Genomic DNA, 15,378 nt, shown 5'->3' on the forward strand with positions numbered 1-15,378 from the left:
AACTAAGTGTGCAGGTACTCCCATGCTTTGCTTTATACCACTCTGTTCTTCGACTCAAAATACAACAATGCAGAGCAGTATAGTGCAATCAGCACCGACGAAAGTAAAATCCCCGCCACAATATCAGTAAACCAATGGACACCGGATATAAGCCGCCCGATTACAGTTGCTGTAATAATGAGGACGGATACAATATCCGACATCCAAAGCCAAGCTTTCCTTTCTCGCAGATAATAATGAAACTGCAGCATGGCTGTAGCCATAATACAGTTTACAAACATAACATGGGAGGAGGGAAACGATGCTTCTAAACTTTCCGAAAGAATAATGGGTCTATCATTGACAACCACCACCTCAAAAAACAAATAAACAGCAATAACCATAACGTAAAATACGCCCAACAGTAAAATCCTGCAATCGACTTTCTGAATGCTTTTCCGCTTTATAAGCTGGAATAGCCCTAAAACCGCAAACCCCAGAGCAAATACTATTGCGAAAACTCCAAGCCAGTCAGTAATATCATACCATAATAGGTTTACACCGAAAAATTTAAACACGCACTGGTTGACAGACGCAAGGCCAACTTTTGAGCGATCCGGACCGACAGGCTGTACATCCACGGTTTTGACCATAACAGTAAAAAGTATAAAGATTAAAAACAATCCCCCTGTTATGATAAGATACTTCTTTAATTTCTTTTGCATAATCAATCTTCCTTTCTTTTGCGGAAATAATCTATTTGCAAGCTGCATTTGGATTATCTTCCAGCAGTACCAAAAGGACAAGAAACCTCTCGTCACAATAGAAAAAGGCCCCGACACTCTTCGTGTCAAAGGGCCTTTTCTCAATGATTTAAGGCTGATCTGCCTGTATCTGCTTCCATAGTAAAAATACTTTCACTCCAAAAAATAAAAATAATAGAATCGTTGCATATGGCTCTCTTGCGGCTGCAAACAAACAGATGGCTGCCGCGCCGGCCGCAATCGAAATTTTAGTAAAATAACGGAACAATAACTCCTTCTCAATATAAATGAATATAAGTCTGGCAATGCCAAGACCGATTAAAAATGTAAAGACAGCCCAATAAATAGTACGGTCTATATTGGGAGTATGGGTATTAGCCAGCAGATTCACTGAGTAAACATGGTTCCCTTCCGGTTTTCCATAAATCGGAAGTAATATAAATGCAACAGACAAAACATCGACGATCCCGCTGATAACCATGTAGATCTTTTTAAGATTAGAACGGTTCTCAGTTTCTGCCAGGGTAATCAATTCATCACTTGATAATAATTCATCAATTGTAACTGAAAAAAGTTTTGATATGCATTTTAAAGATTCGATGTTTGGATAGCCCCTGCCACTTTCCCACTTTGATATAGCTGTCCGTGATACATACAGCTGCTCTGCAAGCTGTTCCTGCGTAAGATTGTTATTCTTTCTAAGTTGCTGCAGCTTTTCATTAAATTCCATTTGTATCCCCTGTCCGTTATTTGTATTAGGCTTCTAAGGCAACAGATTCTTCGATAAACTCCCCGCTGCTTTTTCATTTTTCTGAGGTTTCGACGTATACCTCCTGCAATTTATTGTATACATATTATAACGTTTTATCAACACTCAAATTCGATGTACCGAAAATGGATGTCAGGAGCGCCAGTCTCTACTACGAAAAACTAACTCAAAAATGCATCACGAATCGTAAGAAGCTGCAATCTGCAAAATGATCTAGTAACTTAATCGAACATTTTTACAATGTTTGGTCATGTCTGATATAATAAAATAAAAACCCGGGAGGTACATATGAAAAATATATTAGTAGTCATAGGCGGCGGCAGAGCAAATGGAAATACAATGCAGCTGGCAGATTCCTTCATTGCAGGTGCAAAAGAGGCGGGACATCAGGTGGAGAAAATATCATTATTAAAGAAAGAGGTTAAGGGCTGTCTGGGATGTAATGCCTGCCGGTTTGGAAAACCATGCATACAGAAAGATGATTTTCATGAAATGATTCCTAAGATAAAAGCTGCCGATCTAATAGTTTTTGCATCCCCGCTGTACTTCTGGACAATTTCCTCCAGGTTAAAAGCATTTATTGAACGCTTCTACTGTATTGCAGAGGAAGATGACAATCCGCCTTACGGCAGATATGAAAAATATCCGGTAAGAGACAGTGCACTGTTAATAACATCTGCTGATGACCTGTTTTGGACATTTGAGCAGGTAACTTCCTATTACAAATTTGCTATTGTAAATTATATCGGCTTCCACGACAAGGGCATGCTGTTAGCAGGCGGATGCGGAGATACAAACGGAAAACCCAGAATCAGCGAAACTGGCCATCTAAAAGGTGCTTACGAATTCGGGAAATCACTATACAACGCGTAATAGCGGACTGAAGAGGGACAGATACGCTACCCAGGCCCTCTCCCGCGCCGCCACTCCTTCCGCCCGGGTGCGCCCAGCCTGTGAGGAGCGGGACTTCAGCCGCGGGCCGGGAAACTTCCCTGTCCCTTTCCGCGGGCATAGAGCGCGCCGTAGTTTCACTTGAGAAAAACCACATCGGACTGGAAGGCTAAACTCTGCTTCCGAAGCAGAGTTTAAGCCGGCTTGAGCCGCGCAATTCATCAGAATTGCACGGTGAATGCCGGTGGTGCCTTCCAATCCGATGTGGTTTTTCTCTAGTGAAACTTGGCAAACGGACAGCCTGCGGAAAGGAACAGGGAAGTTTCCCGGCCCGCGGCTGAAGTCCCGCTCCTCACAGGCGTCCCCCCATTATCTCGAGTCCGCCACAGCCTTATACATAGCGAGAAGATTCTCCGGCGGTACGTCCGGCATGATGTTGTGTTCCTGATTGAACACGAAGCCGCCGCCCGGCCCGAAGATATCGATCATTTTTCTTGTGTAATCATATACTTCCTGCGGTGTGGAACGGTTTAATACGGATCTCGTATTACATCCGCCGCCCCAGAAAGTGATGTCTTTTCCAAATTCTTTTTTCAGGGTCGCAGGGTCCATCTGGTAAGCGGTTGTCTGTACCGGATTGAGTACATCGTATCCCGCATCGATCAGATCTCCTATGATCGGATATATGGAACCGCAGGAATGTAAAAATGTCTTCATACTACTGTTTTTGTGGACATACTCATTCAGCTGTGTGTGGTAAGGCTTGAACAGCTCTCTGTATTTCTCCTGGGACATAAACATTCCCGTATCCATCCCCAGATCGTCTCCGAATCTGAGAATATCCACGATGTCGCCCACGGCGTCACATACGCAGCTCAGGGTAGCCAGATGTCTTTCCATCAGCTGATCCACAAGCGCTTTTACATTTTCCGGATCCGCATAAATATCCATAAGGAAGTTATCCATCCTGCGCAGGAATGTTCCCCACTCGAACAGGTTGCATCCGCAGGTAATCATCAGTGCCTTGTCCGTGCTCTTTCTCAGTTCGAGGGTGCGCCTTCTCAGTTCGCTGTAAAATCCCTTCTCCCCGGCGTGATCCCACGGACTGTGCACAAGAGCGCTCCACAGAACCTTGCCCATCTGATGATCCAGATCGGAATAATCATCCGGGTAGTCGTCCACATACGGGAAATATGTCTGGTCGAAAAAGGTTGCTCCGACCGGCATTTTAGCTATCTGGGTTCCTTCTTTGTCTACAACGATGTAGTTGCCGTTCTCCTGCCGTTTCGGCCGGAACCATACCGGGTACTGTCCGATAGAACCATCTGCCAGGGTCACGTCATACCAGTCGCTGTCTTTTTCATTAAACACGCGTCCGATATCGATGACATCCACCCCAAACTCGTCAATCAGATTCTGTTCCGGTATAACGACCTGCTGCACTACGTCATAGATCCGGGTGTGCCCGTCTGTAATGCCCATATGCTTTTTCAGATTATTATAGGCAATCGCCGAGATCCCCGAGCTTGGTGTTGCCCCCAGATCCAGCGGCACATAATCCGGTTCTTTATGGTCTATTGCCGCCATCACACGCTCTCTTGAATTCATACCAAAACCTCCGTCCTTAATCTAAATGATAGACCTCTTCCATCTCAGCCCACCACTCGCCTTCTTTTCTCTCTTCGAGCGGCTGCTGGAACGGCATTACCAGATCCCACCACTCCTGGGTCTTCGGGTCTGCTGCCATTTTGTCCATATCTGCTTTATAATCGTCTCCTGTATACTCATAATATGAGAACAGTAATTCGCCGAAATTATAGATAGAATAATTGGAGATATTGCATTCCTTAATCATTGCATTAATTTCCGGCCATATATGTGCATGATGATATTTGTAATCATCCAGTTTTTCCTTTTTCACTCCTATGATAGAACCATATCTCTGCATTGCTGCACCTCCGATTTTATACTTTATTCCGCAGCTCAGCTGCTGATCTGCCCGCAGGACATGCATTACGAGGTGCCCTTTGGGTATATTTTTCTCCGTTCAATATACTTTCTGTGCCTCTTCAAACAGGGCATGGATATTAGCTGGCGGTACATCCGGCATAATTGCCTCGTGGCTTGGTGAAATAATCAGTCCTGTAGGGAAGATTTCACGCAGTTCTTTTACTTTATTGCGCACATCCTCAGGGCTTCCGTTTACAAGCAGGTCCTGGGTATCTACGCCGCCGCAGAATGCAACCTGATCACCGAATTTTTCTTTCAGCCCTCTTGGCTCCATGCCTGTTGCCAGTGCCTGAATCGGGTGTACAATATCCACACCGGCTCCAATCAGATCCGGAATTACATCTGCGATAGAGCCGCAGGAATGGTAAATTACTTTTACGCCGTAGCTGTGTGCCTGCTCAACAAGGCGTTTACATCCCGGAATAATAAACTGGCGCACCATATCAGGTGATAACATCAGGCCTCTCTGACTGCCCATGTCGTTTCCAATCAGGACTGCATCCAGTTTACCTTTAGTCGCTTCAAAAAAGATCTTATTGGCCTTCAGATAGAATTCCATGACCTTTTCATTGACTGCTTCATAAATCTCAGGATTTGCAATCATATTCATCAATGCAGTTTCCATGCCAAAAGCGGCGCAGGTATCCTGGAAGTGAGCTGACCAGAGGATTCCCAGTCTCACTTTTCCTTCCGGTGCTGCCTCGACACGGCGCAGACACTCTTCGGGATCAATGTATTTTTCAGGATCCGGCCATTCAAAGAAGTCCAGATCTTCCAACTCCTCGGCATCCTTAAAACATCCGTCTGCCGTCAGGGTCCGGTCCTCCGCATCTACATCGCCGTCCATATACCAGTCAAATGCGGCATAGATGGCGCTTGCGGTCGGTGACTTGTACGGGACTTCCACTGCATAAAAATCATCGCCTACCGCCAGTTTTAACTCATGCATATCCTTAACGCCATAATATTCAAATAATGCCGGCTGTGAAAATATATCCGGCATGCCAAGCCATGCTGCCGGGCGGTCTACCGGTTTCCTCTCAACTGTTGCCAAAAAACGTTCTTTACTGTTCATCTGCCTCTCCTCTTTCACAGGTCAGGCGGAGGTTGATATACCATCCTCCGCCCGACCGTTATCTGCTATTTCATTTTTACTAATTCTTGCTTACCACTGACATGGGAGGAAATCCTCTACATTGTCAGCGCTGATAATGTCTGTTCCGATGTAAGCTACTCTCGGGATTTCTTCTCCGCAGAAGTACTCGGACATTGTTCTTACTACAAGACCTGCATCTGCCTGGCATGACTGATAACTTGCGTATTTCAGCTGTCCGCTCTGGATCAGCTCTGCGCCCTGTTTTGAAATACCAGCTGCTACGATAACGATATCTTCACGTCCTGCTGCTTTACAAGCTTCTGTTGCACCGATTGCCTGGTCAGAATCGTCTGCAAGTACGATTGCGTTCAGGTCGTCGCCATATTTTGTGATCCAGTCAGATACAACCTGTTTTACAGCGGAAGCCTCAAATCCTGGTGACTGAACGTCAAGAGATTTGATGTCAGGATATTCTTCTGCTAATGTGGACATTGGTCCGAATGTACGTGCATAGTATGGTGATGTTCCTACATTATGTGTGATGTAGCAAACGCCGCCTTTTCCGCCAAGCTCTTCACCGAGTTTGCTTGCCAGGTTTCTCATCTGATACCAGTCGTTCGGGCCTGTGTAAGCCAGAATGTTGTTCATTGCATCTGCTTCCGGAAGTGTGTTACAGCAGAATGCAGGGATTCCTGCTTTTGTGATCTTCTTGAACTGCTGTCCTGCATGGTCAGCACTTACAGGAATTACAACGATTGCGTCCGGGCTCTCATTGATTGCCTGGTCAACATATCCGTCCTGTGTTGACTGATCCCAGTTCGGATCATATACGTCACATGTCATTCCAACTGCTTCACAAGCTTCCTCAAAAGCTTCCTGATAGCATGTTGTCCATGCGTGTGCGCCGTGTACAATTACGATAACGTGTTTGCCCTTCTGTCCGTCTGCAGGAGATTCCGGGAATTTTGAGTCATTTGCATCATCCCAGTCAAGGTACTCATAATAATGCCATTTATTAATATCTGAGTCCTCCAGTTTTTCCAGTTCTTCTGCATCACCCTTTGCTTCCGGTACATCAAATGTTGTTCCTTCTTCCATCAGCGGATGATTGTCTGTTGTTTTGAGTTCTTCAATTGCCTTTGCTAGAAGTTCTTTGGATTCTGCCAGGTTATCCCCGCCCTTTGAATCCTCTGTCTTTGCATCTGATTTTCCAGAATCAGAATCTTTAGAACTGTTTCCGCAACCTGTCAGGCTGACTGCGCTTACCAGCATAAGCCCGCTGAGCAATACTGCTACATACTTTTTGAACATTTTTCTTCCTCCTTTTGTTTTCCTTAGGTTTCTTATTAAAAACATGTCCCGCATGTTTCTAATCTGAGTTACTTTCTGAACCTGCTCGGATTCGAGAACCTGGCCTATGAAGCCTTGCCCAGCTCCTTCATGGCCTCTTTATGCAGGTTCGGCCTTGTACCAACTGTCTTGTTTCTGTTGTACAGAGCAATTGTTTCGTAAACGATACATGCAATCAGGATTGCTGCAATAACAAGTACCTGAATTTCTGTCTTCTTGAAAATAGCTTTCAGGAGCGCAATGGCTACCAGTGACACCCATGTCCATACAACGCTTCCCTTTCCTCCATTGATTGCAGTACCACCAATAATGGTTGCTGTCAGTGCGATCATCAGAGGGCTGATTCCTTTTTCGCCCATTGTAATACCGGCTGTTCCTGAGTAGATACCGTTCAGCGCTCCGCCCAGTGCACATGCCGCTGATGAAATAACGAATGCCAGTGTCGTGACTCTGTCACTCTTAATACCTGCCAGCCATGCTGTCTCAAGGTTACCGCCGATCATATAGACATTCCGTCCGAATCTTGTGTAACGGAGCACAATCATAACTATGAATACAACAACTGTCGTAATCAGGAAGTAGGTTGAAAACGGCAGGAAGGAAAGCAGATTGTCATTCAGAACATCACTGAATGCATAATCTTTTCCAATACTCAGCTCTTCTCCGCCTGTATAGATGTACATGGAACCTTTTAATACAAACTGCATACCGAGTGTTGCGATGAAGGAATGAATCTTCAGCTTTGTTACAAGGAAACCGTTGATACATCCAACCAGAACTCCGACCAGTGTTGCAATCAGGATACAGACAGCCCAGGGAAGACCCGGTTTGTCATGCAGTCCCAGACAAAGCAGCGCTGCAAACGTGGACATATACATAATCGTCAGATCCATATGTCCTGCAATCATACATGTTGTAAATCCCAAGCCCAGCCAGATTACAAGGCTTCCGTTTCCTGTAGCGGCACTAATGTTGTACATGGTATAGAAGTTATCTACAAAAAGACCAATAATCAATATCAGAGCCAGGAAAAGATAAGATCTGTTTTCATTAATAAAATTTGCATTAATTTTAAATTTCTTATTTTTCATTATGCTCTACCCAACTTTCTGTTAGAATATGTATTCAGCCAAACGATAAACAGGAATACAAGACCCTGTACCAGGTATTTCTCATAGGTTCCAAGACCAATCCATGAAAGGATGTTGTTGAGGATACCATAGGCTAATACGCCTCCAAATGTTCCAACTACTGAACCTTTTCCTCCGTTTAAGAGGCATCCGCCCAAAAGTACGGCTGTCAGACAGGAGAAATCGTATCCGGTTCCGTTTTCGTAGGATGCTGTCTTACGCAGCGCTGCGAAGAAGATCCCGCCGATGGAAGCACAGACACCGTTGATGATGTAAGCGGTAATCAGTGTTTTTGCACAATTGATTCCGGAGAATTTTGCTACTTCATAGTTTGTACCGATAATTTTCAGCTTCTGGCCAAATTTAGTCTTTGCATGTATAAACCAGGCAATAACCATAATAACGATCATGACAATCGCCATCAGGGAAATATACTTTCCGATATAAGTTCTGGCAATGGAAAAGAATGTGCTTGCTGCATGCTGCGCAAAATCAGTGTCCTTTGCTACCTTATCCGCATAGAGCTGTTTTCCTTCCCAGATTACACGTACGATACCGGAAAGCAGAAGGTTGAAGCCCCATGTCCAGATGATCGGGTTCGCTCTGAGCTTACCAATCATGAAACCGTTGATGAAACCGATTACCACACCGGATAAAATACCGATCAGCATTGCAACCGGGAAACCAAAGTTAATAGTCTGCACTGTCATCATACCGCCCACAGCCATGGTAAGCGGAATGGACATATCGGTCATGTTACCGGAATATGTAATGAAAATAAGTCCCGCACTGACCATACCGATCAGTGCAACCGCCTCCAGGATGGACTGGATATTGCTGGCGGCGAAGAATGTACCTTTTGATACAATCATACCTATAATAATTAACGCAACTACAACAACGTAAATACCCAACTTATTAAAAATAAGACTGAACTTGTTGATCTCTTCTTTTCGTGTATCTACCTTGGGCGCGCCTGGATTTGGATTGTTATTTATTTGTTCTGACATGATACGTACTCACCCTCCCCATTAGCTGCAATCAACAGTGAATTCTCATTGATACCTTCTTTTGGAATCTCGCCGATAATGTGGCCTTCTCTTAAGATTACCGCGCGGTCGCAGAGGCCTACAACCTCCGGCAGGTCACTGGAAAGCAGGATACATGCATTTCCCTGTGAAACATATCTCTTAACCGCATCGTGGATAACCTGTTTTGCATTGACATCAACGCCTCGTGTAGGCTCATCCAGAATCAGAATGTCAACATCTGCCGCCAGCCATTTTGCCATCAGGACCTTCTGCTGGTTACCACCGGAGAAGCTGTTTACCAGTCTGTCTCTGTCTGCTGGATATACACTCATTTCGTTGATCTTTTCATCGATCAGCCCGAACTGTTTCTTACCGTCATAGATAATGCCAGGGCCGCATCTGTCAATAATACAGGATGTTACATTGTCTGCAACCGTCTGAGGAAGCGCCAGTCCTACGACCTTTCTGTCCTCTGTCAGATACCCGATTCCGCCCTTGATGGCTTCTCCGAGATCCCGGAAGTGAACTTCTTTTCCATGGATGTACTCTTTTCCTCCGTCGATCTTGTCAACCCCTGTCAGGCCTCTTGCGATCTCGGTACGTCCGGAACCGGCAAGCCCGCAGATAGCGAGGACTTCACCCTTATGAAGTTCAAAGTTTACGTGATGATAGAATCCCCATCTTGTAAAGTCTTCCACTTTCAGTACTACTTCATCGGTAACCATGCTCTTATGGTCTGCATAGAAGCTCTTTACAGGCTCACCAACCATGCATTCTACCAACTGTTCTGTATTGGTCTCTGAGATCGGGAAAGAGTCAACCAGCTTACCATCTCTCATGACTGTAACCATATCTGCAATCTCGAAGATCTCACTTAAGTGGTGGGAAATATATACAATAGCCAGTCCCTGTTTTTGAAGATTTCTTACGATCTCAAACAGTTTGTTGACTTCCTCGCTTGACAGTGCGGAAGTAGGCTCATCCATAACCAGGATCTTCGGTTCAGAACCGAGTACCTTTGCGATCTCAACCAGCTGTGCATCACACTGGCTGATCTCGGATACGTCCAGCGTCGGATCGATATCATCCAGGCCGACACGGCTCAGCAGCTTCTTAGCTTCCTCGATTGCTTTCTTCTTATCAATGAACAATGCGTTCTTTTTCGGAAGGCGCCCAACAAGAAGGTTTTCATAGATGGAAATTCTGCGCGCCAGTGATAATTCCTGGTACACCATTCCTATTCCATATTCTTTTGCAAGGTTCGGTGTGTGGAGATCTCTCTTTTCTCCATTGATATAGATCTCTCCTGTATAATCATTGAAAAGACCCGCAAGCATTTTCATCAGAGTGGATTTACCAGCTCCGTTTTCCCCCATGAGGGCATGTACCTCCCCCGCTCTCACCCGGAAATCGACTTTATCAACAGCCAGTGTTCCGGGAAATCTCTTGGACACGCCACGCATGTCCAGTGCATACGCTTCATTCTTAGATGCGTTACCCATGCTGATTAACTCCTTTCGTGTTGCTATTTATTGATTTCACCACCGGCAAATCCTAAAACATAACTGTGGCGTTTTACTTTGGCAGTATCCAGCAGATTCTGATACCATTTATCATGCGCTTCTATGCGCATATCTTCCTCTGCTTTTACCTGCCATGCCTCAGCACCTTCGCCGGCGTAATAAACCACATGAAAACCGCTTTCTGTGTATATGACACTGCAGTCTCCAGGCTTGCGCCCATCGTCAAACACCCATTTATCAATTGCATCATCCAGAGTGTCTCTGGTCAGATTCTCAAATGTTCCGTCTGAATCTGATGCAGACTCATATTCTGAAGCAAGAGCTTCAAAACTTTTCTCTGTTTTATCACCTTTTTCCCATGTCTCTTTCAGCTCTTCCGCTTTCGCACAGGATTCTTCATACAGCCTGTTTACTTTATCTTCATAATCATCAGCGCTGCTGTCCTCAAGCGCCGGATCAACCGGGAAGCAGACATCTGTGATGCTGGCTGTCGGATAACTGCTCTCGTTCCTGCTGTGGAACACCATTACATAATAACCTGAACCGTCATCTATGACATTAAGATCGCCGTCTTTTCGATCTGAAGAAAAAAGCCATTCTCCGTAGGAGAAATTCGGATCATAGTATGCGTCATCAAAAGCATAATAGGTTCCGTAATCTTTATATTCACTGCTGACTTCTTTTAGTTCCCCGCCTTTTTCCACCTTGTCATGAATCTCCTGCGCTATGGCAAAGGCATTCTGTTTTTCTTCCTGGGTCGGCTCTGTATCTATATCGCTGGCTTTCACATAAAAACGTTCATAGTTGACAAATGTATATTCCGGAAGATGTTCTTCATAATACTCTCTGATCTCATCCTCACGGAAACTAAAGTCAGCCTTTACCTTATCGCTGTACTCCGCCGCCAGATGGGAATATGTGAGATGCTTCCTGTAAAGCTCTTCCGTCATGCCGCTGCCGTATATATTTTCCAAATACTTATCTATACTGATTCCGGCATTATCAGCGCTGCTTTTTATATCTTCCAGTGCAGTATCAATCTCTTTCTGCGCCTCAGTGCTCAGTCCAAATCCTTCTTTCTCAGCCAGAGCAGCCGTTCTTAGAACGCTGGACATAGACTCCACGGTCTGATCCTCAAAATATTCGAACCAGGACTGATGATCGTCATAGGGCTGGTCTTTCAGAGATGTGCTGTCATCAAACATATACTCTCTGAACTCACTGTGTTCATCCAGATAGGAATTATAATAAGCATAGTAGTAATAGTTAAATTCACACAGCTTATACCCTTTCCCGTCTATCGTCACCGCAGGAAGGAGCTTGACCGGCGCCCCGCTTTGAAAAAACAAAGCTGCAAGAATTCCAACGATCAAAAATACTCCGAGTACCACTGCAAAAATTGTGATCTGCCTGTTCTGGCGCTGCTTTTTTGCCTGATGTTCCTGTTTCTTTGTGCCCCCGCTGTTGTTGATTTTTCTGCTCATAGCCACCTCTTATCAGCACAAAGGCCTCTTTATCTGTTATCCAAGGATCTCTTTTACTTTTTCCGCAAAGGCTTTCCCCAGTTTTTCATGGTATTCAGCCTCCATATGTACCCCGTCCCTGACGGATGCCTTTCCATATTTGGATGCGTCTATAAAGTGCACACCGTTTTCTTTTGCAAATGCCTCATATGCTTCTGCAAACCTTTCTGAACGCTCAACCGCGCCTTCTCCGAACATATCCAGAAAGAGCGGAACATCCTTGTAAGACGGATCAATCAGGAGGGGAGCTGCCAAGAGTACTTCCGGCCTGTTTCCTGCCATCGGCACCGTTTTAACCGCGTTCAGATAGCGTCCGAATCCGAATGCTATGGTATAAGGATCTACCCCGAATCTGGCCTTCAGATCGTTCGTCCCGAGCATCAGGATAATCAGGTCAAGCGGGGACTGTGAATCCAGGCAGGCCTCAAAATAAGCGATGCCGGAAAGTCTGTTTTCGACTGGATCGTCGTGGACAGTGGTCCTTCCGTTATATCCTTCTTCAATAACCTGATACTCATTTCCCAGTTCAGCCGCCAGAATCCCTGTCCACCTGACATCGTCCGGATGTCTGGTCCCTTCAGCCGGAACGGCTCCCCAGGTGTTGGAATCCCCGAAACAAAGTATTCTCTTTTTCATACTGCTGTTTCCTCCTTCAATTCTTCAAGTACGCCCCGGCGTACCTGCGGCGGGCCGCGCGTCATGCTCCGCATGACACAATTAATCTGCGCGCCTCTCCCATCCGCCGGAGGCTTTACTGCTTGTTAGATAAATTTTTTTCGTGCTTCATACAAAGCAATGATATTTTCCACAGGAACGTCGCCCTCAAAATCCTGGCTCGGCCCCAGAATATATCCTCCATCCACATTCATCGTCCTGATGATGTATTCCGTCTCCGCCCTGACCTCCTCCGGTGTCCCGAAAGGCAGCAGGTTCTGTGTGTCCACACCGCCCTGAAAGCAAAGCTTGTCTCCGTATTCCCGCTTTAATGAATCGACTTCCATTCCCTTTACCTTCTGAATCGGCTCCAGTCCGTCAACCCCGCATGCAATCAGGTTTGGAATAATCTTCCTGACCGCCCCGCAGGAATGCTGCAAGTAAAAACAATTATATTTATGTGCCAGCTGAACCAGCTTTTTCGTATTCTCCGCAAAATATTCATCCCACATCTTTGGGCTGAACAAAAGGCTGATCTGCGTCCCGTAATCGTCACATGGCCGGATCAGATCGATCGCACCATCGCCTGCTTCTAACATCCGCTCATACATCTCCATATAAAACTGGCTGTAACGGTTCAGCATTGCCTTTACCATCTCCGGCTCCTCCGCCATCAGCATATAGAAAGATTCCGCCGGATACAGATCCAGAAATACCTGATAAGGCCCCGGCCATCCGATCCGGATCGCTTTATCCTGATGCTGGCCGCAAAAACGCTTCACAGCCTCATAGTCAAAATGATCGGGATTCGGCCAGTCTCTGAAAGCCATGAGTTCTTCCATCGTCTCAACATGTTCAAGAGGCCTTTTGATGGTATGGCTGTTATACTCCACACCGTTCCATTTTTCTACATATTGCTGTCCAAAAGGATGTGTATGCACTACCTCCCCTTTTGCGTTAACAAAATCCGGTTTCTTAGGCCCGATATATGGCGGAAAATCCATTACCCTTGTGTCAATCTCCAGGATATCCATAACCTCTTCTGCCGATTCAACCTGAAAGTATTGCTGCATCTTCTCCCATGCAGTCTCAACAGCCTGCATCGTTGCAGGGACACGGTCCGGAGTCTTGTGCTCAAAAGCTGCCCTCACACGCTCCTTACTATTCAATTGATATCCCTCCCTCAGAGTTCCTCTTCTTGTTAAGCTCATTATAATTCTGAGGGAGTTTAAAAATCAATTTAAATTAAATTTTAAATTTAAACGTTTAAATTATTTTGTATAATCCTCGGCAACACGCATTGCAATCTTCTCCCATTTAAACAGCCGCTGTGGATCATGCCTTACAGTTGAGATATCTTTGAAGATAAGTTCCACATGGCACTGCCCCTCTGTCAGCTCCATAAACTCTCTGATTTCCTTCTCCGCCTGAGCCTCATCAAAAATATTGCCTGCAACAATGGCCGGGTTCGGCTTTCTGCTCATAACATAGTCCGTCCCAACCTCTTGAATGATCTTTTCACTGTTACACCAGGGTGATACGGATATTTTGCGCAGATTGGGTATTTTTCTAAGCATGGAAACCTTCAGATCCAGAGGTTCACAGCATCCGTAATAGGTAAGTCCGAATCGCCTGAGCCACTTCAAATCATGTTCAACGGCGAATTCCCAGTGCATCTCAGGAGATACGGTTGAGAATATCTGTGCATTGGAACATCCCCACATATTCTTTGCAAGTACATGGTTCGGATTAAAGTCCTCACCGGGAAGCTCTGTTGTATACCCGTAACCGCCTGAGCCTACCCGGGTGTTATTGCAGTCCAGTGATAACAGGTTCTGTTCTTCAAACTGATCCAGCTCTACCATCCATGCCTGGACCATTTTTTCATAGATGTCGTGTACCATATCCGGCCTCATGACCAGATCCATAATGGCTTCCTGTACGCCCCACCAGCGTATTAGGTAATCCCACGGCGTATACCATATATGGGTCTGCCCCACCTTTTTGACAGGGATTATTCCCGCAAATACATCCCGCATTGCATCATAAGAATACTGCGTGGCCCTTTCATAATGGGTGACCACCGGCATCTTGATCTTTTCAATGTCTTCCGGCTCCTGGATCTGAATCTTAAAATGCCTGGAATAGATCTCATTTTCCTGATCCGTATACGCGGCATCCACATCTTCCACAATTCCAAAATCCGTAGAGTGGATCGCCAGCGGACATTCGATATAGGGGTTGACTACCATGTCCCCCGGAAAGTGGTTCCACTGGAAAATCGTCTTTTTCAGCGTATCCTCCAGATTTCTTGCCCAGGGATGTGTGCACTTCAGGGTCAGCTCATCGTTTATGTTCATCTCATGCCAAGGAATCTCATTGATCCATACCATTGGTTTTACCGATTTCTTATCATTCAAAAGCGTCCAGTTTCTGGCATTCTCTTCATTTCTTCTATCACCTGAGATCTGCGCTATCCTCTCTCCCAGTGTTTTTAAGATATCCTTATCCTTCTGTGTAAGTATAATTTCTTTCTCCTCCGGAATCACCGGTTTGTGTGACGGGTCATGCAGCATAATCTTTTCCTCCTTTACTATATGCCTGCCGGTTCCGAAGAACCGACAGGTTATTCCAGATTTTTACTCTTTTTTCCATCCT

At 45.4% G+C, this 15,378-nt stretch carries 14 protein-coding genes; 1 reads left to right on the forward strand and 13 read right to left on the reverse strand.

Going from position 1 to position 15,378, the window contains the following annotated elements; genetic code table 11:
• Positions 1-32: 32 nt before the first annotated feature.
• Both MWG26_RS22175 and MWG26_RS22180 read right to left on the reverse strand, forming a co-directional pair.
• Positions 33-704, reverse strand: a complete 672-nt coding sequence (locus tag MWG26_RS22175) for a phosphatase PAP2 family protein (protein WP_025653823.1) — start codon at positions 702-704, stop codon at positions 33-35.
• A 148-nt stretch (positions 705-852) separates the two neighbouring features.
• The gene (locus MWG26_RS22180; protein ID WP_025653824.1) at positions 853-1,473 is read right to left on the reverse strand and encodes a helix-turn-helix domain-containing protein; all 621 of its coding nucleotides are present in this window, start codon (positions 1,471-1,473) and stop codon (positions 853-855) included.
• A 327-nt stretch (positions 1,474-1,800) separates the two neighbouring features.
• On the opposite strand from MWG26_RS22180, the gene MWG26_RS22185 reads away from it, so the two are divergent.
• Positions 1,801-2,385 (forward strand): flavodoxin family protein, encoded by a 585-nt coding sequence (locus MWG26_RS22185; protein WP_025653825.1) that lies wholly within the window; start codon positions 1,801-1,803, stop codon positions 2,383-2,385.
• A gap of 387 nt (positions 2,386-2,772) precedes the next feature.
• Here the strand turns inward: MWG26_RS22185 and MWG26_RS22190 are convergent, their stop codons facing one another.
• The 11 genes from MWG26_RS22190 to MWG26_RS22240 form a co-directional block, all read right to left on the reverse strand.
• Positions 2,773-4,011, reverse strand: a complete 1,239-nt coding sequence (locus MWG26_RS22190; RefSeq protein WP_025653826.1) for a uroporphyrinogen decarboxylase family protein — start codon at positions 4,009-4,011, stop codon at positions 2,773-2,775.
• A 16-nt stretch (positions 4,012-4,027) separates the two neighbouring features.
• Positions 4,028-4,351 carry an L-rhamnose mutarotase gene (locus MWG26_RS22195; protein WP_025653827.1) on the reverse strand — a complete coding sequence of 108 codons (324 nt, stop codon included), beginning with the start codon at positions 4,349-4,351 and terminating at the stop codon, positions 4,028-4,030.
• A 99-nt stretch (positions 4,352-4,450) separates the two neighbouring features.
• Complete coding sequence (locus tag MWG26_RS22200) at positions 4,451-5,488, reverse strand: uroporphyrinogen decarboxylase family protein (RefSeq protein WP_117440549.1); 1,038 nt, start codon at positions 5,486-5,488, stop codon at positions 4,451-4,453.
• Between the two features lie 90 nt (positions 5,489-5,578).
• Positions 5,579-6,820, reverse strand: a complete 1,242-nt coding sequence (locus tag MWG26_RS22205) for a sugar ABC transporter substrate-binding protein (protein ID WP_025653828.1) — start codon at positions 6,818-6,820, stop codon at positions 5,579-5,581.
• Between the two features lie 104 nt (positions 6,821-6,924).
• The gene (locus MWG26_RS22210; protein ID WP_025653829.1) at positions 6,925-7,950 is read right to left on the reverse strand and encodes an ABC transporter permease; all 1,026 of its coding nucleotides are present in this window, start codon (positions 7,948-7,950) and stop codon (positions 6,925-6,927) included.
• Positions 7,950-8,999, reverse strand: a complete 1,050-nt coding sequence (locus tag MWG26_RS22215; protein ID WP_025653830.1) for an ABC transporter permease — start codon at positions 8,997-8,999, stop codon at positions 7,950-7,952. Before MWG26_RS22215 ends, MWG26_RS22210 begins: the two co-directional genes overlap by 1 nt.
• Positions 8,984-10,522: a sugar ABC transporter ATP-binding protein gene (locus tag MWG26_RS22220; RefSeq protein ID WP_025653831.1), complete on the reverse strand. Its 1,539-nt coding sequence runs from the start codon at positions 10,520-10,522 to the stop codon at positions 8,984-8,986. The genes MWG26_RS22215 and MWG26_RS22220 overlap by 16 nt, the downstream gene beginning before the upstream one ends.
• Positions 10,523-10,545: 23 nt before the next feature.
• Complete coding sequence (locus MWG26_RS22225; RefSeq protein WP_025653832.1) at positions 10,546-12,027, reverse strand: peptidylprolyl isomerase; 1,482 nt, start codon at positions 12,025-12,027, stop codon at positions 10,546-10,548.
• A 36-nt stretch (positions 12,028-12,063) separates the two neighbouring features.
• Positions 12,064-12,702 (reverse strand): SGNH/GDSL hydrolase family protein, encoded by a 639-nt coding sequence (locus MWG26_RS22230; protein ID WP_025653833.1) that lies wholly within the window; start codon positions 12,700-12,702, stop codon positions 12,064-12,066.
• A gap of 125 nt (positions 12,703-12,827) precedes the next feature.
• The gene (locus tag MWG26_RS22235) at positions 12,828-13,889 is read right to left on the reverse strand and encodes a uroporphyrinogen decarboxylase family protein (protein WP_025653834.1); all 1,062 of its coding nucleotides are present in this window, start codon (positions 13,887-13,889) and stop codon (positions 12,828-12,830) included.
• 102 nt (positions 13,890-13,991) lie between these two features.
• Entirely contained in the window at positions 13,992-15,296 is a 1,305-nt protein-coding gene (locus MWG26_RS22240) for a hypothetical protein (protein WP_025653835.1), read from the reverse strand.
• Positions 15,297-15,378: the final 82 nt, after the last annotated feature.

Origin of the sequence: Faecalicatena contorta (assembly GCF_022835095.1) — a bacterium.
GTDB lineage: Bacteria > Bacillota > Clostridia > Lachnospirales > Lachnospiraceae > Faecalicatena > Faecalicatena contorta.

Bases quoted from the DNA above. Each gene is read 5' to 3' on its own strand.
- MWG26_RS22200 (WP_117440549.1), bottom strand. From the start codon at position 5,488: ATGAACAGTAAAGAACGTTTTTTGGCAACAGTTGAGAGGAAACCGGTA.
- MWG26_RS22215 (WP_025653830.1), bottom strand. From the start codon at position 8,999: ATGTCAGAACAAATAAATAACAATCCAAATCCAGGCGCGCCCAAGGTA.
- MWG26_RS22225 (WP_025653832.1), bottom strand. From the start codon at position 12,027: ATGAGCAGAAAAATCAACAACAGCGGGGGCACAAAGAAACAGGAACAT.
- MWG26_RS22210 (WP_025653829.1), bottom strand. From the start codon at position 7,950: ATGAAAAATAAGAAATTTAAAATTAATGCAAATTTTATTAATGAAAAC.
- MWG26_RS22220 (WP_025653831.1), bottom strand. From the start codon at position 10,522: ATGGGTAACGCATCTAAGAATGAAGCGTATGCACTGGACATGCGTGGC.
- MWG26_RS22195 (WP_025653827.1), bottom strand. From the start codon at position 4,351: ATGCAGAGATATGGTTCTATCATAGGAGTGAAAAAGGAAAAACTGGAT.
- MWG26_RS22230 (WP_025653833.1), bottom strand. From the start codon at position 12,702: ATGAAAAAGAGAATACTTTGTTTCGGGGATTCCAACACCTGGGGAGCC.
- MWG26_RS22175 (WP_025653823.1), bottom strand. From the start codon at position 704: ATGCAAAAGAAATTAAAGAAGTATCTTATCATAACAGGGGGATTGTTT.
- MWG26_RS22185 (WP_025653825.1), top strand. From the start codon at position 1,801: ATGAAAAATATATTAGTAGTCATAGGCGGCGGCAGAGCAAATGGAAAT.
- MWG26_RS22190 (WP_025653826.1), bottom strand. From the start codon at position 4,011: ATGAATTCAAGAGAGCGTGTGATGGCGGCAATAGACCATAAAGAACCG.
- MWG26_RS22205 (WP_025653828.1), bottom strand. From the start codon at position 6,820: ATGTTCAAAAAGTATGTAGCAGTATTGCTCAGCGGGCTTATGCTGGTA.
- MWG26_RS22180 (WP_025653824.1), bottom strand. From the start codon at position 1,473: ATGGAATTTAATGAAAAGCTGCAGCAACTTAGAAAGAATAACAATCTT.
- MWG26_RS22240 (WP_025653835.1), bottom strand. From the start codon at position 15,296: ATGCTGCATGACCCGTCACACAAACCGGTGATTCCGGAGGAGAAAGAA.